Genomic DNA, 21,502 nt, shown 5'->3' with positions numbered 1-21,502 from the left:
TTTCTTTTTCCTGTCACCTTATCTCAGAGCGGATTACGCCGCGGCCCGAAGGGCAGACGCCAACGAAACAGGCTGTTAAGGGTGGCCCGCCACTGATTGGGTCGCCCCAGGATCTGCTTTTGCAGCCGGGTCTCCTCTTTGAGCATCGCCTCGTCACTGCGGGCCCAGGCCTGGCTGTAGAGCTGCTTGATCCCCGCCAGTGCATCCGGCGACTTGGTGATAAGGGTGCGGGCAAACTCTCGCGCCTCCACCAGCGGATCGGCGCAGACCCGGCTCACCATCCCTAGAGCTTTGGCCTCGATGGCATCGAGCTCGCGCCCGCTCATGGCCAGCTCCATGGCTGTATCCAGCCCCATCAGGTTACGCATGGTGACGCTACCGCTCATGTCGGGGATGATCCCCCACTTGATTTCCATCACCGAGAAGCGGCAATCGGGGGTGCTGAAGCGAAAATCGGCGCCGAGCGCAATCTGCAAGCCACCGCCAAAACAGACTCCCTGGGTCACTGCAATCACCGGCACCGGCAGCTGGTGCCAACCATAGGCAACACGCTGGGCCAGATTGGTCGCCTCGTCCGCCTCGCGCTTGAGAATATCGAGTGCCGCCACTGGCTGCTTGAGCATGGATTTCACATCCAGCCCGGCACAGAAGGCCCGCCCCTCGCCATGCAGGATCACCGCCCGCAACCCCTTGTGCCGGGCGAGCTGCGTCAATGTCTCATCGATGGCACTGAACATGGTGCGGTCCAGCGCATTGAGTTTGTCCCCCCGCGTCAGCATCACTTCGGCAATCCCGTCGTGGATCTCGCACTTGACCCTTGGTTTTTCCATCTTCCTTGTCCTCTCCTTGATCCCTGAAACTGACTCACTGGTCATACCACTACGTTATCAGAGTGTAAACAGGCGGTACAGCTGAGACTAAAGTCGGCTGGTCGCCTCCCTCTCCCTTTGTCACACTGGGAGCTGCATGAGTGCCGCAAGCCAGCAGAGGACGCTGTCATGTCAACCCTGTTCAATTTTGCCAGACCACCGTTCGACCGACTGGGCGAGGAGGCGCGCGAGCGGCTCTCCCGTCACCTCTCGCTCTGCTATTTTCGGGCCGGGGATCTGCTGCTCAAGGAGGGGGACGAGCCTCCCGGCCTCTATCTCATCATCAAGGGGGCGGTGGAAGAGTCGGCCCCTCACCACCAGTTTGGTGATTACGGGGTTGATGACCTGTTCGATGTGCGCGCCCAGTTTGATGGTCGCTGCCGCCACCGCTTCACCGCACTGGAAGATAGCCTCTGCCAACTCATTCCTCGCCACACCTTTCTGGCGCTCTGTGAGCAAGATCCGCAGTTTGCCAGCTACTTCACCGCCAATCTGGCCGAGCGCCAGCGCCAGCAGGAGCAACGCGAACAACTGGGTCAGAAGAATCTGGCTGAATTTATCCTGACCCGCATCGAACCCGGCCACCTGCAGGCACCGCTTATCGTCGACAGCAAGCTGTCACTGCTCGCGGCGACCGAAGCCATGGTGAGCAAGGGGACCGATTGCCTGCTCTACCCGGCCCACGACGGCTCCCTCACGCTGGCAACCCGCAAGACCTTGCTCCACGCCCTGACCCTCAAGGGATTGCCGCTGACGGCCTCCCTCTCGGTGCTGACCCCCACGCCGCTGATTGGTCTGCCGCTGGAGAGCTATCTGTTTGATGCCCTGCTGCTGATGACCCGCCATCGCATCAAGCGACTGGTGGTGTGGCGTGGCAACGAAGTGGCGGGCATCTTGCAACTGACTCAGGTGCTGGGGCTCTTCTCGACCCACTCCCACGTACTGACCCTGCGCATTGCCCGCGCCGACAGCCTGCCGGCACTGGAGGCGGTGGCCCGCGAGCAGCAGCAATTGACCCGCTCGCTGTTTACACAGGGGATCCACACCGCCTTTTTGATGAAGCTCATCGCCACCATCAACGAACAGCTGATCGCCAAAGCCTTTGCGCTGGTGATCCCCCCCGAGGTGCAGGATAAGGTCTGCCTGCTGATGCTGGGCTCGGAGGGGCGCGGCGAACAGATCCTCAAAACCGATCAGGACAACGCCCTGATCCTGCCAGAGGGGCTGGCATGGCCCACCCAGGCAGCCGATCTGGCCGAATTCAGCGCCCTGCTGGAGCGCCTCGGCTACCCGCTGTGCCCCGGGCAGGTGATGGTGAACAATCCGGCCTGGGTAAAAACAGGCAGCGAGTGGCAAAGCGCCATTGCCAGCGCCTGCACCACGGCAAAAGAGGATGAGCTACTCTGGCTCGCCACCCTGGCCGATGCTCACCCCATCGCGGGGGATCGACAGCTCCATCTGCCGGTTGCCAGAGCGCTGCGCGAACAGTTGGCGGACAGACGGGACCTGCTGGCGGATATGGTGCGACCGGCAGTGGCCTTTCATGCCCCCCTCACCCTGTTTGGCCGGCTGGAGCAGCCACCGGAAGGGCTGGATCTGAAGCGGGGCGGCTTGTTCCCGCTGGTGCACGGTATCCGCATGCTGGCCATTGAGGCAGGCATTCTGGAGACCTCGACCCTGGGACGCATCGATGCGCTGGTGGCCGCCGAGCGGCTCAGTACCGACTATGGCAGCAATCTGGCAGAGGCGTTTCGGCTCTTTATCCGGCTGAGGCTGCGCAGCCAGCTCAAGGGGGGCAATAGTCGGGTGCAGACAAGCGAGCTTAGCCACAGTGAGCGGGATCTGTTGCGTCAGGCGCTGCATCAGGTTAAGAAGTTCCAGCAGTGGCTCACCTTGCACTTTCGTCTGAGACAATAGTCATGTTGAGCCGCGCTCGACGCTACTGGTATGGCCGCGGGTTCCGAACGGGCGAGTTCGCGCCGCTCTTTGCCACCCCACCGAAAGATGAACGGATCGCTCTCGATTTCGAGACCACCAGTCTCGATCCCGAGCAGGCTGAGATCGTCTCCATCGGGGCGGTGCGCATTCAGGGCAACCGGCTGCTGACCGGCGAGGCTCTCGCCATCAAGGTGCAGCCACCGGCCAGCCTGACCGGCCAATCGGTGGTGATCCACGGTCTGCGCCATCAGGATCTGCAACAGGGGATGGAGCTGGAAGCCGCGCTGCGCCTGCTGCTCGACTTTATCGGCCCCCGTGAACTGGTGGGCTATCACATCGCCTACGACCTGCGCATTCTCAATCTCGCCTGCCAGAAATTGTGGGGATTGACCCTGCCCCAGCGAGGGATCGAGGTGAGCCAGCTCTATCACGACCACCTCTATCGTCGCTATCCCGATGCGGCCATTGACCTCCACTTGAACGCCATCTGCAGCCACCTTGAACTGCCATCCCTGCCCGCCCACGATGCCCTTGCCGATGCCACCACGGCCGCGCTCATCTACCTGCGCCTGACCTGCGGCTCGCCGCTCACTTATCCCAAAGTCTAATTGTCGGAAAATAACATTTAATTCACATTTTGCTTACATGAGCAGATTGCCTGCTCGTCGGGGTTACCCCATCCACCGCTGACACTCATGTCATGGAGAACTGCAATGGAACAGCAAAGCTATCTGAGGATCCAGCAAGATCCCAACTTCCAGGAGCTGGTCGCCAAGCGCCAGCGTTTTGCCTGGGCCCTCTCGGCTCTGATGCTGGGACTCTACCTGGCGTTTATTCTGCTCATCGCCTTTGCCCCCGGTTGGCTGGGCACCCCCTTGAGCGAAGGGTCGACCATTACTCGCGGCATTCCGGTCGGGGTGGGACTGATCCTCTCCTCCTTCGTGTTGACCGGCATCTATGTGTTTCGGGCCAACGGCGAGTTTGACGAGCTGAATCAGAAGATCCTCAAGGGAGTGCAGTCATGAGCGCAAAAAGCATGAAAGGCAAGTGGCTGCTGTTGGCCTCACTGGCCTCCTCCCCCCTGCTGGCAGCGGATGCGCTGACCGGCGAGGTACAACGCCAACCCCTCAATGTATCGGCCATCGTGATGTTCGTGGTCTTTGTGGCCGCCACCCTGTTCATCACCTATTGGGCCTCCAAGCGCAACCGCTCGGCTTCCGACTACTATGCGGCCGGTGGCCGTATCACCGGCTTCCAGAACGGTCTGGCCATCGCCGGTGACTATATGTCCGCCGCCTCCTTCCTCGGGATCTCCGCGCTGGTCTACACCTCCGGCTACGATGGCCTGATTTACTCCATCGGTTTTCTGGTGGGCTGGCCCATCATTCTGTTCCTGATCGCCGAGCGGCTGCGCAACCTCGGCAAATATACCTTTGCCGATGTCGCCTCCTATCGTCTCAAGCAGACTGAAGTGCGTACCCTCTCCGCCTGTGGTTCGCTGGTGGTGGTCGCCCTCTACCTGATCGCCCAGATGGTCGGTGCCGGCAAACTGATCGAGCTGCTGTTTGGCCTGCAATACCATGTGGCCGTGGTGCTGGTCGGTATCCTGATGGTGCTCTACGTGCTGTTTGGCGGCATGCTGGCCACTACCTGGGTGCAGATCATCAAGGCAGTGATGCTACTCTCCGGTGCCAGCTTCATGGCCATCATGGTCATGAAATCGGTCAACTTCGATATCGGTGCCCTGTTTAGCGAAGCGGTCAAGGTGCACGAGAAAGGGATCGCCATCATGAGTCCGGGTGGCCTGGTTGCTGACCCCATCTCCGCCATCTCGCTCGGGCTGGCATTGATGTTCGGTACCGCCGGTCTCCCCCATATCCTGATGCGTTTCTTCACCGTGAGTGACGCCAAAGAGGCGCGTAAATCGGTGTTCTACGCCACCGGCTTTATCGGTTACTTCTACATCCTCACCTTCATCATTGGCTTTGGCGCCATCTTGCTGGTCAGCACCAACCCGGCCTTCAAGGACGCCACCGGCGCCCTGCTGGGCGGCACCAACATGGCAGCCGTCCACCTGGCCAATGCGGTTGGTGGCAGCCTGTTCCTCGGCTTCATCTCCGCCGTGGCATTTGCCACCATTCTGGCGGTAGTTGCCGGATTGACCCTGGCCGGTGCCTCTGCGGTCTCCCATGACCTCTATGCCAGTGTGCTGAAGAAGGGCAAGGCCAACGAGACCGATGAACTGCGTGTCTCCAAGATGACGACTCTGGTGCTGGGCGTGGTTGCCATTGGTCTGGGGATCCTGTTCGAGAAGCAGAACATCGCCTTCATGGTGGGTCTGGCCTTCTCCATCGCCGCCAGCTGCAACTTCCCGGTACTGTTCCTCTCCATGTTCTGGTCACGCCTGACCACCCGTGGCGCCGTCTACGGTGGCTGGCTGGGACTGGTGAGCGCCGTAACCCTGATGATCCTGGGCCCGACCGTGTGGGTGAAAGTGCTGGGCCATGCCCAGGCCATCTTCCCCTACGAATACCCTGCCCTCTTCTCCATGGGGTTGGCCTTCGTCGGGATCTGGTTCTTCTCCATCACCGACAGCTCCCAGAACGCCGCTGACGAACACGCCAAGTTCCTGCCGCAGTTCGTTCGCTCCCAAACCGGGCTGGGTGCCTCTGGCGCCACCTCCCACTGATGAGTCAATCACACTCCCAAGCCGGCCTCGTGCCGGCTTTTTTTATTGCCCATCAATCGGCTGCACGCCCCGCTTGCCCCGATCAAGATCACACTTCTCGCTAAAACTTTCGGGGGATCTGTGCCATAATGCGCGCCATTTGACAGACCAATCGGGACACATACCTTGTTAAGTAGCAACAACATCACCATGCAGTTCGGCGCCAAGCCGCTGTTTGAGAACATCAACGTCAAGTTTGGCGGCGGCAACCGCTATGGCCTTATCGGCGCCAACGGCTGTGGCAAGTCCACCTTTATGAAGATCCTCGGCGGTGATCTGGAGCCCACTGGCGGTAATGTGAGCCTGGACGTCAACGAGCGCATCGGTAAGCTGCGTCAGGATCAGTTCGCCTACGAAGATATGCGCGTACTGGACGTGGTCATGATGGGTCACACCGAGCTGTGGGCGGCCATCGCCGAGCGCGATGCCATCTACGCTAACCTCGAAGCGACCGACGACGACTACATGAAGGCCGCCGAGCTGGAAGGTCTGGTCGCCGAGTATGACGGCTATACCGCCGAATCTCGCGCAGGCGAACTGCTGCTGGGTGCCGGTATTCCCATCGAGCAGCACAACGGCCCGATGAGCGAAGTGGCTCCTGGCTGGAAACTGCGGGTGCTGCTGGCACAGGCACTGTTCTCCAACCCCGATATCCTGCTGCTGGACGAACCGACCAACAACCTGGATATCAACACCATTCGCTGGCTGGAACAGGTGCTCAACGAACGTGAAAGCACCATGATCATCATCTCTCACGACCGTCACTTCCTTAACTCCGTCTGTACCCACATGGCGGATCTGGACTACGGTGAGCTGCGCGTTTATCCGGGCAACTACGATGACTACATGCTGGCCGCCACTCAGGCGCGCGAGCGTCTGCTGGCCGACAACGCCAAGAAGAAGGCCCAGATCGCCGATCTGCAATCCTTCGTCTCCCGTTTCAGTGCCAACGCCTCCAAGTCCAGCCAGGCGACCTCCCGCCTCAAGCAGATCGACAAGATCAAGATTGAGGAAGTGAAGGTCTCCAGCCGTCAGAACCCCTTCATCCGCTTCGAGCAGGAGAAGAAGCTCTACCGCAACATTCTGGAGATCGAAGGCCTGTCCAAAGGTTATGGCGAGGCGCCCCTGTTCAAGGGCCTCAACATGATGCTGGAAGTGGGTGAAAAGGTCGCCATTCTGGGTACCAACGGTATCGGTAAATCGACCCTGATCAAGACGCTGGTCGGGGATCTGGCACCGGATACCGGTACCATCAAGTGGTCCGAAAACGCCCAGATCGGTTACTACGCTCAGGATCACGCCGAAGATTTCGATACCGACCTCAACGTGTTCGACTGGATGGCCCAGTGGAAACAGGATAACGAAGACGAGCAGGCTGTGCGCTCCGTACTGGGCCGTCTGCTGTTTTCCCAGGACGACATCAAGAAGCCGGTCAAGGTGCTCTCCGGTGGTGAACAGGGCCGCATGCTGTTCGGCAAGCTGATGATGCAGCGCCCCAACATCCTGATCATGGATGAGCCGACTAACCACCTGGACATGGAATCTATCGAATCCTTGAACCTGGCTCTCGAGATGTACAAAGGCACCCTGATCTTCGTCTCCCACGACCGCGAATTCGTCTCCTCTCTGGCGACCCGCATTCTGGAGCTGAGCGAAGATGGTATCCGCGACTTCGGCGGCACCTACGAGGATTACCTGCGCACCCAGGGCGTGGTATAACCCCACTCCTGCGCAAGTGCGCAATGCAAAACCGGCACTCAGGTGCCGGTTTTTTTATATCCCGTATCAGGACGTATAGCCGCGATGTGACTACACGAAGAGCAGAGAGCAGAGAGCAGAGAGCAGAGAGCAGAGAGCAGAGCTTAAATATCCCCCCCTCTTGCCCACAGATAAAAAAACGGCTCCATCAAGGAGCCGTTTTCAATGGATTGGGCAGTGCCGATTACTCGACGGTCGCTTCCACACTGGTGAAGTACTCGATCTTGGCCGCTTTGCGCAGCTCGTCGATCAGAGACTTGTAATCCACCTGGGCTTTGCCCTGACCCAGCTGAGCTTGCAGCATGGCGGCCATGCCGGATGCGGCGGCAGGGACGTTGACCTTGTCCAGCGCAACTACCACGCGATCACCATTGTTCTCTGCAACCAACCCGACACTGGGCTTGCCATCTTTGGGATGGGGCAACATAAAGGCTTCTGTGACCAGATTCTCATCCATCGCCCGTTCGAAGCGGGAAACCCCTTTGTGGGTTTCTACTTTCAGCCCCAAAGCAGCCAGGTCCCCATCTATGCTCTCACCGACCTTCAGCTTGTCCAGCAAACCCTGAGCCTTGCCACGGGCCACTTCGCTAGCCTTGTCATGCTTGATGGCGGCAATCACCTGCTCTTTCACCTCGGCCAACGGCTTGACCGCTTTGGGCTTGTGACCGGTGATGTGCAGTACCAGCGCCTTGCCATCGGTGAGTTCGATCACGTCGGAGTTGGTGTTGTCCTCGCGCAACTGCTCGGAAAACGCCACAGAAAGCACCTTGGGATCGTTCAGCGGTGCTGGGGCATTTGTTTGAGTGAAGTAATCGGTAGAATCGACCTTCATCCCCATTGCCTCGGCAGTCAGATCCAGCGAGTCCGGGTTCTCGAAGCTATGGTCAGCCATCTTCTGCTGCTCAGCAAAGAATTTCTCCTTGGCCTTGTCAGCTTGCAGACGAGTGATGGTCTCTTCCTTCACATCGGCAAACGGCTTGGTCTGGGCAGCTTGAACCCCCAGCAGCTTGATGATGTGGAAACCGAACGGGCTCTTCACTACGGTGGAGAGATCACCAGCCTTGTTCAGGGCAAAGGCCGCCTTCTCGAAAGCCGGATCCATCACCCCTTTCTCGAACCAGTCCAGCTCGCCGCCTTTTTTGGCAGAGAAGGTATCGGAGGAGTCAGCCTTGGCCAATGCAGCAAAATCATCTCCAGCTTTGGCTTTGGCCAATACGGCCTCGGCCTTCTGCTCAGCCGCTTTCTCATCCTTGCCAAACGGGATCAGAATATGAGCCACGTGGCGACGCTCGGCACGCTGGAACAGATCCTGGTGCTGATCGTAGTAATCCTGGGCATCCTGCTCGGTGACCTTGATATCTTTGGCGAGGTTGGCGGCGTCCAGCAGCAGATAGTCGACCTTGACCTGCTCGTCGTTCATGAAACGGGCACCATTGGTCTTGTAGTACTGCTCCAGCTCGTTGTCGGAGACCTGAACGTCAGCCATGTAGTTGGCGGCAGCCAGACGAACCAGGCGCAGATCGCGAGTCTGGTTGTAGAGCTTGTCGAGCTGCTCCGCTTCACCCTTGAGGGAGAATTCGGTGCCCAGCAGGGCGCTCATCAGCTGTTGACGCACCATATCCTGACGCAGGGAGTCACGGAACATTTCGGGAGTCATACCAGCACGACGGATCAACTGAAGATAGCGGTCATTGTTGAACTTGCCGTTCTCGGCAAACTCCGGCATGGCAACGATGGCCTGCTTGATCTGTTCATCGCTGATGCGCAGACCCAGTTCACGGGCCTTGCTGTCCAGCAGCGCCTGATCGATCAGCCGATCCAGCACGCCACGGCGGAACTGTTTCATGTAATCGGGGTTCGCGGCCAGCTGGCTGAATGCCTCTCCCATCTGGGATTCCATGCGGGCGCGCTCGTTACGGTAGGCATTTTCCAGTGCCGCAGCACTGATCTCGGTGCCATTGACGGTGGCGGGGGCGGTACGGGCCGGGCCGTTCAGGTAACTACCTACACCAGCCAAGGCAAAGGAGAGGATGATCAGGCCCAAGATAACCTTGGCTACCTTGCCCTGCGCCCCTTCGCGTAGTTTATCCAACATCATGTTTGTACTTATGCTCCCGAACTCGATGGGCGTAAACAATAAAAAGGCGCACCGATTGCGATGCGCCTTGGTCAATCAGTATGAGAGAAGACTCTCTAACTTGTCTGGTCTGCGACCAAGGACGGTAGCCGACGGATATCAGCGACCGACTTAGTTAACAGCGTCTTTCAGGGCCTTACCAGCTTTGAAGGCAGGAACTTTACCAGCAGCGATTTCGATGGTCGCGCCAGTCTGCGGGTTACGGCCTGAACGGGCAGCACGCTCGCGTACAGCGAAAGTACCAAAACCGACCAGAGCAACCTGGTCACCCTCTTTCAGCGCTTCACCAACAGCATCAATGAAGGCATCCAATGCACGGCCAGCGGCAGCTTTGGAGATATCGGCACCGTCTGCAATCTTGTCAATCAGTTGAGATTTATTCACTCTTATATTCCCCTTTTATCGAACACCGCTGCGGCGCTGATTTCCCTGGCCACAACAAGTGGAGGTTTTATAGCAAGCCTCCTGATCAGTTGCAAGTGACAATCTGGCGCAAACCCGCGCCACACAACGCATTGCGACTCATCACGAGTACCCGATCGGTGGTCAAGGCTACTTCCGTTATCGGGCGCATGCAAGCCTTAACCACCCGCCGAATGCGCCAAATTTGCGGCGCATCAACATTTACACGACAGAAACGCGCTCAAACCCCTGCGGATTGTCCTGCAACGCCAATTCCAGCACCTCGTCAATCCAGCGAACAGGATAAATTTCAAGGTCTTGTTTGACGTTTGCCGGGATCTCCTCAAGGTCACGCTCGTTCTCTTTCGGAATAAGCACTCGCTTGATGCCGCCACGGTGGGCTGCCAGCAACTTCTCCTTCAGACCACCAATGGGTAGTACTTCGCCGCGCAAGGTGATCTCTCCTGTCATCGCCACATCAGCACGAACCGGATTACCGGTCAAGCTGGAGACCAGTGCGGTACACATGGCGATACCGGCGCTCGGACCATCTTTCGGGGTGGCCCCTTCCGGCACGTGCACGTGGATATCACGCTTCTCGTAGAAGTCGGCGTTGATGCGCAGCTTCTCGGCACGGGTGCGCACCACCGTCATCGCCGCTTGAATGGACTCCTGCATCACTTCACCGAGGGAACCGGTATAAGTGAGCTTGCCCTTGCCCGGCATGTTGGTGGTCTCGATGGTGAGCAGATCGCCCCCCACTTCGGTCCACGCCAGACCACACACCTGACCCACCTGATTCTGGTCGGTGGCCTTGCCGTAATCGAAACGCTGCACCCCGAGGAACTCCTTGAGGTTCTCCTGATTGACCTGAACATGCTTGATGCTCTTGTCCAGCAGGATGCGTTTGACCGCCTTGCGACAAATCTTGGAGATCTCGCGCTCCAGACTCCGCACCCCCGCCTCGCGGGTGTAGTAGCGGATCACCCCGACCAGGGCAGAATCTTCGATGGTGATCTCGGACTCTTTCAGGCCGTTGCGCTGGATCTGCTTGGCAACCAGATGCTGCTTGGCAATGTTGAGCTTCTCATCTTCGGTGTAACCGGAGAGACGGATCACTTCCATCCGGTCCAGCAACGGGCCCGGGATGTTCATGGAGTTGGAGGTGGCCACGAACATCACGTCCGACAGGTCATAATCCACTTCCAGGTAGTGATCGTTGAAGCTGTTGTTCTGTTCCGGATCCAGCACTTCCAGCAAGGCGGATGCGGGATCGCCGCGCATGTCCGAGCTCATCTTGTCGATCTCGTCGAGCAGGAACAGCGGGTTCTTCACACCGACTTTCGCCATCTTCTGGATGAGTTTGCCAGGCATGGAACCGATATAGGTACGGCGGTGACCGCGGATCTCCGCTTCGTCACGCACCCCACCGAGGGCCATCCGCACATATTTGCGGCCCGTCGCCTTGGCGATAGATTGGCCAAGGGAGGTCTTGCCCACACCGGGAGGCCCAACCAGACAGAGGATGGGGCCCTTGAGCTTGTTCACCCGTGCCTGTACCGCCAGATATTCAAGGATGCGATCCTTGACCTTCTCCAGGCCATAGTGATCGGCATCCAGCACCTCTTGCGCCTTGCCAAGGTCTTTCTTGACCTTGGAGCGCGCTTTCCACGGCACCTGAACCATCCAGTCCACATAGCTGCGCACCACGGTAGCCTCGGCAGACATGGGCGACATCATTTTCAACTTGGCAAGCTCGGCCTGCGCCTTGTCACGGGCATCTTCCGGCATGCCAGCCTCTTCAATCTTGCGATTGAGGGCTTCAAACTCATCTGGGCTATCTTCCAGCTCACCCAGCTCTTTCTGGATGGCCTTCATCTGCTCGTTTAGGTAATACTCGCGCTGGCTCTTTTCCATCTGCTTCTTGACGCGAGTACGGATGCGCTTCTCGACCTGCAGCAGGTCAATTTCCGACTCCATCATCGCCATCAGGAATTCGATGCGCTCGGAGACAGAGACAATCTCCAGCACCTTCTGCTTGTCTTCCAGCTTGAGCGGCATGTGGGCCGCCATGGTGTCAGCCAGACGCGCAGCATCGTCGATCGCCGAGATCGAGGTCAGTACCTCGGGCGGGATCTTCTTGTTGAGCTTGATATAGCCTTCAAACTGGCCGATGGCGGAGCGAACCAGCACTTCCTGATCCTTCTCCTCAATGGCTTGGGAGGGGATGTACTGGGCCTCGCAGACAAAGAAATCCTTGTCGTCGATCATCCGCTCCAGGCGGGCACGCTGTCCCCCCTCTACCAGCACCTTGACGGTGCCGTCCGGCAGCTTGAGCATCTGCAGAATATTGGCCACTGTCCCGACGGAGAAGATCTCCTCCACCGTCGGCTCGTCGGTTGACGCATCCTTCTGGGCCACCAGCAGAACTTTCTTGTCCTGCTCCATGGCCGCTTCCAGACAGCGAATGGATTTTTCCCGCCCCACAAAGAGTGGAATGACCATGTGGGGGTAAACCACCACGTCACGAAGAGGCAGGACGGGAATCTCGATGCGTTCTGAACGCTCTAGGTTCATATATGTCCTCTCGGCTTGTTATACCGTTGGCAAAGCGCTTGGCTGAGTATATGGGGGCGCAGAGATGAGATTCAATCGCCGAAACCGCAAAAAGCATGAAAGGGGCAAAAAGCCCCTTCCATTTGATTAAAAATCAGACATTTACTCTGATGCAGCAGCCTGGGTCTCGGGATTTTCGTAGATCATCAAGGGCGCAGAGTCCCCTTTGATCACGGTCTCGTCGATCACCACCTTGCTGACCCCTTCCAGAGAAGGCAGGTCATACATGGTATCCAGCAGTACGGCTTCCACGATGGAACGCAGACCACGAGCACCGGTTTTACGCTCCATCGCCTTGCGGGCTATGGCGTTGAGTGCGTCGTCACGGAACTCGAGCTCAACCCCTTCCAGATCGAACAACGCAGCGTACTGTTTGGTCAGTGCGTTTTTCGGCTCTTTCAGGATCTGGATAAGGGCAGCCTCGTCCAGTTCGGTCAGGGTCGCGACCACCGGCAGACGGCCGATAAACTCGGGGATCAGACCATACTTGATCAGATCTTCCGGCTCTACCTTGGCGAAGGTCTCGCTCAGGGTGGCCTTGGCATCCTTGGATTTTACCTCGGCGCCAAAACCGATACCGGTCCCCTTCACGGAACGCTGCTCGATCACCTTGTCCAGACCGGCAAAGGCACCACCACAGATGAAGAGGATCTTGGAGGTATCAACCTGCAAAAACTCCTGCTGCGGGTGCTTGCGACCACCTTGCGGTGGCACGGAAGCGATGGTTCCTTCGATCAGCTTGAGCAGTGCCTGCTGTACCCCTTCCCCGGAGACATCGCGGGTGATGGAGGGATTGTCCGACTTGCGGGAGATCTTGTCGATCTCGTCGATGTAGACGATGCCACGCTGAGCCTTTTCTACGTCGTAGTCGCACTTTTGCAGCAGCTTCTGGATGATGTTCTCCACGTCCTCGCCCACGTAACCTGCTTCGGTCAGGGTGGTCGCATCGGCCATGGTGAACGGCACATCCAGCAGGCGAGCCAGAGTCTCGGCAAGCAGGGTCTTGCCGCTGCCGGTCGGGCCAATCAGCAGGATGTTGGATTTGCCAAGCTCCACACCACTGTTTTCGCCGCTGTTGCGCAGACGCTTGTAGTGGTTGTAGACGGCAACGGCCAACACCTTCTTGGCATACTCCTGCCCGATCACATAGTCATCGAGATGAGCGCGGATCTGATGAGGGGTCGGCAGCTCGTTACCATCGCGCTTGGGCGAGATCTCGCGGATCTCTTCGCGGATGATGTCGTTGCACAGCTCGACACACTCATCGCATATGTAGACGGAAGGGCCAGCGATCAGCTTGCGCACTTCATGCTGGCTTTTGCCGCAAAAAGAGCAGTAGAGCAGCTTATCACCCTCACCCTTGCGTTTTTCTGTCATTCAGCAACCTCGTTTTATCAATAGAGGATGGATCGGCCTGTTGAGTTTACAACAGACCGGGACACCCTGCTCAGCTACGCTGGCTCAGGACACCGTCTACCAAGCCATAGGCCACAGCCTGCTCGGCGGACATGAAGTTGTCACGATCGGTGTCACGCTCGATAGTAGCCATGTCCTGACCGGTGTGGAACGCCAGGCGCTCGTTCAGGGTATTTTTAATCTTCAGGATCTCCTGGGCGTGGATCTGGATATCAGATGCCTGCCCCTGGAAGCCACCCAGCGGCTGGTGGATCATCACACGGGCGTTAGGCAGGCAGAAACGCTTGCCCTTGGCGCCACCAGCCAGCAGGAAGGCACCCATGGAACAGGCCTGCCCCATGCAGACGGTGCTGACATCCGGCTTGATGAACTGCATGGTGTCGTAGATGGACATGCCCGCAGTCACCGAACCACCCGGCGAGTTGATGTAGATATAGATGTCCTTGTCCGGATTCTCGGACTCGAGGAACAGCAGTTGGGCAACCACCAGATTGGCCATGTGATCTTCAACCTGACCGGTCAGGAAGATCACCCGCTCTTTCAGCAGACGGGAGTAAATATCGTAGGAACGTTCACCCTTGGCAGTCTGTTCGACCACGATGGGGACCAGCGCATTGCTGGGAGAATCGGTCATATCGTTATAGTTCTTGTACATAAGGCATTGTCCCTAAAATAAAATGGCCCGAGTGGAGATCACACGAGCCATTATACTTAACAGTCTTGACCTTAAGTCAAATGTTCTTAGGCAGCGGCGCCAGACTTGTTGATCACTTCGTCAAATGCAACTTCTTTTTCGGTCACTTGCGCTTTGGACAGGATCAGGTCGATGGCTTGATCTTCTACTGCCAGGTTACGAACGCCGTTCAGCATCTGTTCGTTCTTCTGGTAGTACTCGATCACTTCCTTCGGATCTTCGTAGGCAGTCGCCATGGACTCGATGATGCTGTTTACACGGGCATCGTCAGCCTTGATCTCGTTGGTGCGGATCACGTCACCCAGCAGCAGGCCTACACGTACACGACGCTCGGCTTGAGCCTGGAACAGTTCAGCCGGCAGCTCGGGAGCGTTGCCGCCCTGGAAACCACCGAAGCGCTGCAGAGCCTGCTGACGCAGTGCGTCGATCTCTTGAGCAACGGCAGCTTTCGGCAGGTCGATTTGGTTGGCTTCAACCAGACCGTTCAGAACTTGCTCTTTCACGCTGTTTTTCAGGGCTTGAGCCAGTTCGCGCTCCATGTTCTTGCGCACTTCGGCTTTCAGCTCTTCAACAGAACCGCTTTCGATACCGAAACGCTTCACGAACTCTTCGGTCAGCTCAGGCAGGATCTGCTCTTCAACCTTGATCAGCTTGGAAGCGAACTTGGCCTCTTTGCCTTTCAGGTTTTCAGCGTGGTAGTCAGCCGGGAAGGTCACTTCGATGGTGAACTCGTCGCCCGCTTTCTTGCCCAGGATGGCGTCTTCGAAGCCCGGGATCATGCGGCCAGCGCCCAGCACCAGGTTGAAGCCTTCAGCTTTGCCGCCGTCGAACTCTTCACCGTCGATGGAACCGACGAAGTCCATGGTCACACGCATGCCATTGGCAGCGGCAACATCGGCATCAGCCCAGGTAGCGTGCTGCTTGCGCAGGGTGTCGATCATGTTGGCCAGATCTTCGTCCTTCACGGTCGCAACCGGCTTCTCGACCTTGATGGTCTCGAGACCTGCAACTTCGAACTCCGGATACACTTCGAAAGTGGCGGTGAATTCGAAATCCTGACCTTCTTTGATCTCTTTCGGATCCATGGTCGGGGCACCGGCCGGGCTCAGTTTGTTTTCGATGATGGCTTTGATGAAGTTGCTCTGCATCATTTCATCAGCAACGCGGGCGTGAGCCATGGCGCCGAACATCTTCTTGATGATGGCAACCGGAGCCTTGCCAGGACGGAAACCGTCGATGCGACGAGTTTTGGCCAGGCCATTCAATTCTTTACGCACAGCGGCGTCTACGGTAGCGGCCGGTACAGTGATGGTAAGACGGCGTTCCAGACCCTGGGTTGTCTCTACAGAAACTTGCATTCTTCTACCTCGTTCAACTCAGCACTGTGTGCTGACCCTTTATTGCCCCTGGGCAAAGCCCGGAGTCTTCCTGTTTATAAAGACAACGATATGTCTTTGTGATGAGAAAATATGACGCGGCATTATAGCGGCGCACTTTGGTCGAGTCGAGCCACACATCCCCCACATTGAGCGGCGTGCAAGCACAATTCGTGCAAAACTGCCCTTTATATGGGGAGAGAGGTGCCAGACTTCAACTATCCGATGGCAATAATTTTGCGTTTGTTCACCTTTTTTCATCCGAACGCCGCTTTATTGCCCATCTTTCACCGAAAAACAGCCCACCGTTGCGGGCGGCGACTCAATTTGTCCAGCCAAATGGCGATTGGGCCAATCAACCATTGCGTCCCTACCCCTCCCTCGTTATGGTGGCAACCAAATTGATGTTCTGGAGTCACTCACATGGCCTTTTTCCGCTTCTTGTTCAATCTGCTCTGGTTTGTACTGGGAGGTGTCTTTATGGGCCTGGCCTGGTGGCTGGCCGGTCTTGTCTGCTTTATCTCGCTGGTCGGCATTCCCTGGGGACGAGCCTGCTTCGTGATCGGCACCTTTACCTTCTTCCCGTTTGGCAAGCAGGCGGTCAATCGCAAGACCATGACCGGCCAGAGTGATATAGGCACCGGCACTCTGGGGCTGATTGGCAACATCCTCTGGTTCGTGCTGATCGGTGTCTGGCTGGCCATCGGCCACATCGCTTCCGCACTGGCCTGCTTTGTGACCATTATCGGTATCCCGTTCGGTATCCAGCACCTCAAGCTGGCGCTGATCAGCCTGGCGCCCATTGGCCAGATGATTGTGACCAATCAGGAGGCGGAATCGGGCCGCTATATCCGCTAACGGCGGGAAATACGCGGGCAGACGCTGCCCTGCAACGAAAAAAAGGGCAGACTAGAGTCTGCCCTTTTCTATTCTCTTTTGTTGAGGCCATCATGTTACCCAGCCACTTTTTCGCCAATCTCGCCCGCATGAAACTCATCTACCGCTGGCCCCTGATGCGCAACATCCAGCCGGAAAACATCGCCGAGCACAGCCTGCAGGTCGCCATGGTGGCCCATGCCCTCGGCATCATCAAAAACCGGCTGTTTGGCGGTAGCGTGAATGCCGACCGCGCCGCCGTGATGGCCCTCTATCACGACAGCAGTGAGGTGCTGACCGGCGATCTGCCTACCCCGGTCAAATACTTCAATCCCGAGATCGCCCGCGAGTACAAGAAGATAGAGCTGGCCGCCGAACAGCGTCTGCTTGGCATGCTGCCGCCAGAACTGATCGATGACTTTCGCCCCTTGCTCGATTCGGCAGCCCAGGATGACGAGCTGGCCAGACTGGTCAAGGATGCCGACACCCTCTGCGCCTATACCAAGTGTCTGGAGGAGATCAACGCGGGTAACCGGGAGTTCGAACCGGCTCGCAAACGCCTTGAGGCCATGCTGGAAGCGCGGATGAGCGATGAGATGCGCTACTTTATCGACACCTTTGTGGCCAGCTTCTCCCTGCCACTCGATGAGCTGAACGCTCACTAAGCCAGTCTACATGACCAGAAAACAGAAGGGCCCGCCGGTTTGCACCGGCGGGCCCTTCGTTCTTTATTGCGCATTAGATGCAACGCATCAGTGACCCAGCTCGCGGGAGGGTACCAGACCGCTCGCCCGCCAGGCGGGATAGAGGGTCGCCACCAGACTCATCAGGATGGCGGCGCCCGTCACGATGAGCAGGTCCTGCATATGCAACTCGGTCGGCAAGAAGTCGATAAAGTAGATATCCGGATTGAGGAAGCGATGGCCGATGAGCTTTTCGACAACGCTCAGGATCTGGGTCAGCTTGCTCGAAAGCAGCCCGCCCAGCAGGGCGCCAAGCAGCGCACCGGCTACACCGTTGACCATCCCCTGAATGACGAAGGTAAGCCGGATCTGGCCGGGGCTCGCCCCCATGGTCTTGAGGATGGCGATCTCGCTGCGCTTCTCGTTCACCGCCATCACCAGGGTGGAGACGATGTTGAAACAGGCGACGGCCACCACCATCAGCATCACCACATACATGACGGTACGCACCATCTGGATGTCCTGATAGAGGTAGCCCTGGCTGTTCATCCAGCTGCGGATATAGACGTGATGAGGGAACTGCTGCGCCGCGGCGATCGTAATATTTTGTGCATTAAGCACATCGCTCACCCGCAGGCTGAAGCCCTCCACATCGCTGCCCATGCCGGTGATCGCTTGCGCATCGGCCAGATGCATAAAGCCGAGCAGGCCGTCGAGCTGACCGCCGATCTCCAGCAGCCCCACCACGGTCAGGGCTTCGCGGCGGGGATTCTTAATCCCGGCCTGATCGCCCCCTTGCGGCAGCAGCAGGGCAACAGAATCCCCCACCTTGACGCCCAGCTTGTCGGCGATGGTCTTGCCAAGGATCACGCCACGTTCACCCGGTTGCAGCTCACGCAGGCCACGGCCCGTCATGTATTTGCCCGCATCCGACAGATTGGCTTCCAGATCGGGCAGCACTGCGCGCAGTTGCACCCCCTTGAGGGCAGAGCCATGCTCCAGCAGGCCATTGAGGCGAATGACCGGCGCTGCCGCCTCAACGCCCGGCTGAGCCAGCAGGTAGTCACGCAGACGTGGCCAATCCGGCAACGGCCGCTCGACGGCGTCCAGCTCACCTTGCGGCACGACCGAGAGCACCCGATCTTTAAGCTCCCGCTCGAAACCGTTCATGGCGGAGAGGCCCAAGATCAGCGCCATCACCCCGAGGGCGATACCGATCAGGGAAGAGGCAGAAATAAAGGCGATAAACCCGTTGCGACGGCGGGAGCGGCTGTAACGCAGGCCCAGAAAGAGGGGCAGCGGTTTGAACATCAGGCAACCTCCGCCATCACGCCGCTCACCAGGTTCACCCGGCGATGGAGCTTGGCCGCCAAGCTCAGGTCGTGGGTCACCACCACAAACGCAGTGCCCAGTTCACGGTTCAGTTCACACAGCAGTTCGTAGACAGCAGTAGCACTGGCGTGATCCAGATTGCCGGTGGGTTCGTCCGCCAATACCAGGCTCGGTTCGTTGACCAGCGCTCGGGCGATCGCCACCCGCTGACGTTCGCCACCAGAAAGCTCGGAGGGACGGTGATTCAAGCGATGGGAGAGCCCCACCCGCCCCAGCATCTTGGTTGCCTTTTCGGTGGCAACCGCCACCGACTCACCGGCGATCAGCAGCGGCATGGCCGCATTTTCCAACGCACTGAACTCGGAGAGCAGGTGGTGGAACTGGTAGACAAAGCCCAGCTCGCGGTTGCGAAAGCGAGCCTGGGTACGACTGTCCCAGTGGTGGATATCCTCACCCTTGAACAGCACGGCGCCGCTGGAGGGGTTGTCCAGCGCCCCCATCAGGTGCAGCAGAGTGGTCTTGCCGGAGCCCGAGCTCCCCACCACCGCCAGCATTTCACCGGGCGCGACACAGAGATCGATCCCCTTGAGCACCTGAGTCTCCAGCTCCCCCTCTTTATAGACATGATTGAGCGCCTGGCAGCGCAGCAGAGGTTCACGGGATACGGCTTCATTCATAACAGGGGCTCCACTTACGCCAGTGACCACAGAGGCACCAGTAACAACGCCGGTACTCGCACCGGAGGTAACAACAGAAGATGTATTATTCACGGCATTACTCATAACGCAGCGCCTCGGCCGGTTTCACCCGTGCGGCGCGGGCCGCCGGATAGAGGGTGGCACTGAAGCTCAGCAGCACGGCGCCCAGCAAGATGGTGATGACCTGAGCCGGTTCGACGATGACCGGCAGGCCACTGCCGCCCGCCGCCATATAGAGGTTGAGCCCCACCGCATTGAGCAGAGGGTTGAGACCCAAAGAGAGCGCAAGGCCAGCCAGCCCGCCAAACAGGGCACCAATCACCCCGCTGGAGGCACCAAGCACCATGAAGATTTTGACGATCCCTGATTCACTCATGCCCATGGTGCGCAGGATGGCCACTTCGCCCTCCTTGTCCGTCACCACCATCACCAGCGCAGAGAGGATGTTGAAGGTGGCGACGGCGATGATCAGCACCAGCATCAGCCCCATCATCCGTTTTTCCATGGCGACCGCCTGGAACAGCTCGCCCCGCTCGCGGCGCCAATCCTGCCACAGCAGCCCATCCGGCAACGGTGTCTTGATCACCTCGTCAGCGGCAAAGGGATCATCGAGCCAAAGGCGAATGCCACCGACGGTTTCTGGCGGCAGGCGCAGCAGTCGCTGGGCATCCCCCAGCGCGATCAGCGCAATCTGGTTATCCACATCGGCGCCGACCCCGAAGATGCCGGAGACGGTAAAGAGGCGCTGGGCCGGTACCCGGCCAAACGGGGTGAAGCGGGTCCCTTCGGTCAGGATCAGCCGAACCTGATCGCCGATGGAAACATTGAGGCGGCGTGCCACCCCCTGCCCCAGCACGATGCGGTAGTGGCCAGCCTGCAGGGTATCGAGGCGCCCCCCCAGCATCTGGCTGTGGAGGATGTCATCCTTGGGCCACTTCGCAGGGTCGATCCCCTGCACGCTCACCCCGGTCAGCTGGCCGGGGCTTTGCAGCATCCCTTCGCTGTCGAGCATGGGGGCCGAGGCGACCACATGGGGTAATTTGGCCAGATCCGGCAAGCCTTGCGGGTCGGCATCAATGCGGCCAGCCTGATTGGTCACCACCACATGGGGGATCACCCCGAGGATGCGCCCTTTGAGCTGCCCTTCGAAACCGTTCATCACCGAAATGACCACCATCAGGGCGGCAACCCCGATGGCGATGCCAAAGGTAGAGAACAGGGAGATAAATGAGACGAAGCGATTGCTGCGCTTCGAGCCTGCATAACGCAGGCCGATGGCCAGCGAAAGGGGCTGAAAAAGTCCGGTCTTCAAGGATATGTACGTTGCCAACAAAATAAGATACCGGATAATAAAGGGAAACCGTCCATGACAACAAGGGATAGCCTCCATGCAGGAACAGTTCTTCAGCGTCACTCATGCCACGCCGGTCAATGTGATCCCCATGCCGGCCGACTTCCACCTCCCCTCGCTGGAGGAGCTGGACGCTGAGCTGCCGGAGCCCTTTCGGATCTCTTCGGCCATTACCTCCATCGATCTGGTGACCACCCGCCTGCTGCGCAACCAGAACGAGTCGATGCACGACCTGATCGAGATCGTCAATCAGCAGTCCCGCAAGATCGACATGATCATGGGCTATGTGCTCTCCCTGCAGGACCATCCGGAGCAGCGCTTCCACACCCTGCGCTTCGGGGCTGGCCAGCTCACCTACCTGCACCCCTATCATGATCACGGGGCTGCGCCGCACCTGCACCAGATAGTGCGCCTCAAGATCTTCCTGCGGGAAGAGGCGGCCGCCATCTACTGCTATGGCCAGGTCAAACAGCTCGACGGCGGTGAACATGGCACCCATGTGCAGCTCGACTATGTGCGGATCCGCGAAGATGACCGTGAACTTCTGGTTCGTGCCAGCCTCCACGTGCAATCGAAGCAGCTCAAGCTGCGCGCCCAAGAACGTCAGCGCTAACCAGAGCGAACGTCG

At 58.5% G+C, this 21,502-nt stretch carries 18 protein-coding genes; 8 read left to right on the top strand and 10 right to left on the bottom strand.

The genetic code is table 11. From position 1 onward, the window contains the following. Positions 1-23: 23 nt before the first annotated feature. A complete protein-coding gene (locus G5171_RS01090) occupies positions 24-830 on the bottom strand; it encodes a crotonase/enoyl-CoA hydratase family protein (protein WP_337072130.1) in 807 nt (268 codons plus the stop codon). Positions 831-998: 168 nt separating this feature from the next. Between G5171_RS01090 and G5171_RS01085 the strand changes: the two genes are divergently transcribed. The 5 genes from G5171_RS01085 to G5171_RS01065 all read left to right on the top strand — a co-directional run bounded on the left by G5171_RS01085 (position 999) and on the right by G5171_RS01065 (position 7,254). Continuing rightward, entirely contained in the window at positions 999-2,786 is a 1,788-nt protein-coding gene (locus G5171_RS01085; protein WP_421259680.1) for a putative nucleotidyltransferase substrate binding domain-containing protein, read from the top strand. Between the two features lie 2 nt (positions 2,787-2,788). Then, positions 2,789-3,415, top strand: coding sequence for a 3'-5' exonuclease (locus G5171_RS01080; RefSeq protein WP_157160655.1), 627 nt, complete (start codon positions 2,789-2,791; stop codon positions 3,413-3,415). A 105-nt stretch (positions 3,416-3,520) separates the two neighbouring features. Further along, the gene (locus G5171_RS01075; RefSeq protein ID WP_157160654.1) at positions 3,521-3,832 is read left to right on the top strand and encodes a DUF485 domain-containing protein; all 312 of its coding nucleotides are present in this window, start codon (positions 3,521-3,523) and stop codon (positions 3,830-3,832) included. An 11-nt stretch (positions 3,833-3,843) separates the two neighbouring features. Further along, positions 3,844-5,496, top strand: coding sequence for a cation acetate symporter (locus G5171_RS01070; RefSeq protein WP_026035062.1), 1,653 nt, complete (start codon positions 3,844-3,846; stop codon positions 5,494-5,496). Positions 5,497-5,661: 165 nt separating this feature from the next. Further along, positions 5,662-7,254 (top strand): ABC-F family ATPase, encoded by a 1,593-nt coding sequence (locus tag G5171_RS01065; RefSeq protein WP_005336974.1) that lies wholly within the window; start codon positions 5,662-5,664, stop codon positions 7,252-7,254. 223 nt (positions 7,255-7,477) lie between these two features. Here G5171_RS01065 and ppiD read toward each other — a convergent pair whose 3' ends face one another. The 6 genes from ppiD to tig all read right to left on the bottom strand — a co-directional run bounded on the left by ppiD (position 7,478) and on the right by tig (position 15,916). Further along, positions 7,478-9,391 (bottom strand): peptidylprolyl isomerase, encoded by a 1,914-nt coding sequence (gene ppiD / locus G5171_RS01060; RefSeq protein WP_421250253.1) that lies wholly within the window; start codon positions 9,389-9,391, stop codon positions 7,478-7,480. Positions 9,392-9,541: 150 nt separating this feature from the next. Beyond that, entirely contained in the window at positions 9,542-9,814 is a 273-nt protein-coding gene (hupB, locus tag G5171_RS01055) for a nucleoid-associated protein HU-beta (protein ID WP_005315375.1), read from the bottom strand. Between the two features lie 240 nt (positions 9,815-10,054). Beyond that, positions 10,055-12,409 (bottom strand): endopeptidase La, encoded by a 2,355-nt coding sequence (gene lon / locus G5171_RS01050; RefSeq protein ID WP_421259679.1) that lies wholly within the window; start codon positions 12,407-12,409, stop codon positions 10,055-10,057. 141 nt (positions 12,410-12,550) lie between these two features. Further along, positions 12,551-13,825, bottom strand: a complete 1,275-nt coding sequence (gene clpX, locus G5171_RS01045) for an ATP-dependent protease ATP-binding subunit ClpX (RefSeq protein WP_201938413.1) — start codon at positions 13,823-13,825, stop codon at positions 12,551-12,553. A 70-nt stretch (positions 13,826-13,895) separates the two neighbouring features. Continuing rightward, positions 13,896-14,519: an ATP-dependent Clp endopeptidase proteolytic subunit ClpP gene (clpP, locus tag G5171_RS01040; protein ID WP_005336979.1), complete on the bottom strand. Its 624-nt coding sequence runs from the start codon at positions 14,517-14,519 to the stop codon at positions 13,896-13,898. A gap of 86 nt (positions 14,520-14,605) precedes the next feature. Then, positions 14,606-15,916, bottom strand: a complete 1,311-nt coding sequence (gene tig, locus G5171_RS01035; protein ID WP_005345092.1) for a trigger factor — start codon at positions 15,914-15,916, stop codon at positions 14,606-14,608. Between the two features lie 441 nt (positions 15,917-16,357). Between tig and G5171_RS01030 the strand changes: the two genes are divergently transcribed. Continuing rightward, the gene (locus G5171_RS01030) at positions 16,358-16,792 is read left to right on the top strand and encodes a YccF domain-containing protein (RefSeq protein WP_005336982.1); all 435 of its coding nucleotides are present in this window, start codon (positions 16,358-16,360) and stop codon (positions 16,790-16,792) included. Between the two features lie 92 nt (positions 16,793-16,884). After that, complete coding sequence (gene yfbR / locus G5171_RS01025) at positions 16,885-17,475, top strand: 5'-deoxynucleotidase (RefSeq protein ID WP_139401703.1); 591 nt, start codon at positions 16,885-16,887, stop codon at positions 17,473-17,475. Between the two features lie 87 nt (positions 17,476-17,562). Here the strand turns inward: yfbR and lolE are convergent, their stop codons facing one another. From lolE to G5171_RS01010, 3 genes are all read right to left on the bottom strand, one after another. After that, positions 17,563-18,804: a lipoprotein-releasing ABC transporter permease subunit LolE gene (gene lolE, locus G5171_RS01020; protein WP_005336986.1), complete on the bottom strand. Its 1,242-nt coding sequence runs from the start codon at positions 18,802-18,804 to the stop codon at positions 17,563-17,565. Next, a complete protein-coding gene (gene lolD, locus G5171_RS01015; RefSeq protein WP_198303926.1) occupies positions 18,804-19,502 on the bottom strand; it encodes a lipoprotein-releasing ABC transporter ATP-binding protein LolD in 699 nt (232 codons plus the stop codon). The genes lolE and lolD overlap by 1 nt, the downstream gene beginning before the upstream one ends. 97 nt (positions 19,503-19,599) lie before the next feature. Then, the gene (locus G5171_RS01010) at positions 19,600-20,835 is read right to left on the bottom strand and encodes a lipoprotein-releasing ABC transporter permease subunit (protein WP_005345085.1); all 1,236 of its coding nucleotides are present in this window, start codon (positions 20,833-20,835) and stop codon (positions 19,600-19,602) included. Positions 20,836-20,911: 76 nt separating this feature from the next. Here G5171_RS01010 and G5171_RS01005 point away from each other — a divergent pair, with 76 nt between their 5' ends. Next, positions 20,912-21,487 (top strand): hypothetical protein, encoded by a 576-nt coding sequence (locus G5171_RS01005; protein ID WP_005336991.1) that lies wholly within the window; start codon positions 20,912-20,914, stop codon positions 21,485-21,487. Positions 21,488-21,502 lie beyond the last annotated feature (15 nt).

It is taken from the genome of Aeromonas sp. 600774, assembly GCF_049175075.1.
Taxonomy (GTDB): domain Bacteria; phylum Pseudomonadota; class Gammaproteobacteria; order Enterobacterales; family Aeromonadaceae; genus Aeromonas; species Aeromonas veronii_A.
Note: the sequence above shows the minus strand (reverse complement) of the source record. Positions and strands in the feature narration are given on the sequence as shown.

What these genes read in the sequence shown, in the direction of transcription:
- G5171_RS01090 (WP_337072130.1), bottom strand. Translation starts at nt 830, where the DNA reads ATGGAAAAACCAAGGGTCAAGTGCGAGATCCACGACGGGATTGCCGAA.
- G5171_RS01085 (WP_421259680.1), top strand. Translation starts at nt 999, where the DNA reads ATGTCAACCCTGTTCAATTTTGCCAGACCACCGTTCGACCGACTGGGC.
- G5171_RS01080 (WP_157160655.1), top strand. Translation starts at nt 2,789, where the DNA reads ATGTTGAGCCGCGCTCGACGCTACTGGTATGGCCGCGGGTTCCGAACG.
- G5171_RS01075 (WP_157160654.1), top strand. Translation starts at nt 3,521, where the DNA reads ATGGAACAGCAAAGCTATCTGAGGATCCAGCAAGATCCCAACTTCCAG.
- G5171_RS01070 (WP_026035062.1), top strand. Translation starts at nt 3,844, where the DNA reads ATGAAAGGCAAGTGGCTGCTGTTGGCCTCACTGGCCTCCTCCCCCCTG.
- ppiD (WP_421250253.1), bottom strand. Translation starts at nt 9,391, where the DNA reads ATGATGTTGGATAAACTACGCGAAGGGGCGCAGGGCAAGGTAGCCAAG.
- lon (WP_421259679.1), bottom strand. Translation starts at nt 12,409, where the DNA reads ATGAACCTAGAGCGTTCAGAACGCATCGAGATTCCCGTCCTGCCTCTT.
- clpX (WP_201938413.1), bottom strand. Translation starts at nt 13,825, where the DNA reads ATGACAGAAAAACGCAAGGGTGAGGGTGATAAGCTGCTCTACTGCTCT.
- clpP (WP_005336979.1), bottom strand. Translation starts at nt 14,519, where the DNA reads ATGTACAAGAACTATAACGATATGACCGATTCTCCCAGCAATGCGCTG.
- tig (WP_005345092.1), bottom strand. Translation starts at nt 15,916, where the DNA reads ATGCAAGTTTCTGTAGAGACAACCCAGGGTCTGGAACGCCGTCTTACC.
- G5171_RS01030 (WP_005336982.1), top strand. Translation starts at nt 16,358, where the DNA reads ATGGCCTTTTTCCGCTTCTTGTTCAATCTGCTCTGGTTTGTACTGGGA.
- yfbR (WP_139401703.1), top strand. Translation starts at nt 16,885, where the DNA reads ATGTTACCCAGCCACTTTTTCGCCAATCTCGCCCGCATGAAACTCATC.
- lolE (WP_005336986.1), bottom strand. Translation starts at nt 18,804, where the DNA reads ATGTTCAAACCGCTGCCCCTCTTTCTGGGCCTGCGTTACAGCCGCTCC.
- lolD (WP_198303926.1), bottom strand. Translation starts at nt 19,502, where the DNA reads ATGAATGAAGCCGTATCCCGTGAACCTCTGCTGCGCTGCCAGGCGCTC.
- G5171_RS01005 (WP_005336991.1), top strand. Translation starts at nt 20,912, where the DNA reads ATGCAGGAACAGTTCTTCAGCGTCACTCATGCCACGCCGGTCAATGTG.